Below are 726 nucleotides of genomic sequence, written 5' to 3'. Positions count from 1 at the left end.
CGTCTATCCGATCGGCCAGGCTTGCGCCAAGGGCGGCGGGGCTCCGACCATCCGCGTCGAGAAGACCGGCGACAGCGAATGCCAGCCCGGCCAGCCCTGCTCCTTCGAGATCACCATCACGAACGATGGGCCGAGCGCCTTCTCCGGTCCGGTCCGGATCGGCGATGCGATCGGCGTGGAAGGACTGGGCAGGCTGGAAGGCGTCGAGATCACGTCGATCGAGCCGCCCTTCGGCTGCTCGCCCGAACCGACGACGCTGCCTTTGTCCTGCATTGCCAACCTGACGCTCGGCGCCGGGGAAAGCCACGTGCACAATGTCACCGTGGTCATCCCCGATGACGGCCGCCTGGCCAATCTGCAGGGCACGGTCAACGGTCAGAACTGCGTTGGCGTCCTGTCCCCGGATACGCGGGTGCAGGGCGGCGGCGACGTGCTTTCCGGCGATCAGGCCAACATCCAGGGCAATCGCGGCAGGGCCTATGCGTGCCATCCCTTCACCATCAGGAACGAGGTGAAGAAGCAGTGCTCGGCAGGTTTCGTCATGAACGATGCCGGCCGCTGCGTCTGCCCTGAAGGCACCACCTACCGCAACGGCCAGTGCACGGGCGGCGGCGTCATCGTCGAGCCGAAGCCCAAGCCCTGCGTGCTGCTCAAGGGCCAGATCCGCACCGAGGACGGGCGCTGTGTCTGTCCGCGCGGAACCGAGCTCGAGAACGGCGCCTGCGT

General features: G+C 67.2%; 1 pseudogene. It reads left to right on the top strand.

The annotated features are described in order from the left end of the window. A pseudogene (locus EOA29_RS38785) lies at positions 1 to 726 on the top strand (DUF11 domain-containing protein); the annotation flags it as partial.

Source organism: Mesorhizobium sp. M1E.F.Ca.ET.063.01.1.1, from assembly GCF_003998155.1.
GTDB lineage: Bacteria > Pseudomonadota > Alphaproteobacteria > Rhizobiales > Rhizobiaceae > Mesorhizobium.
Note: the sequence above shows the minus strand (reverse complement) of the source record. Positions and strands in the feature narration are given on the sequence as shown.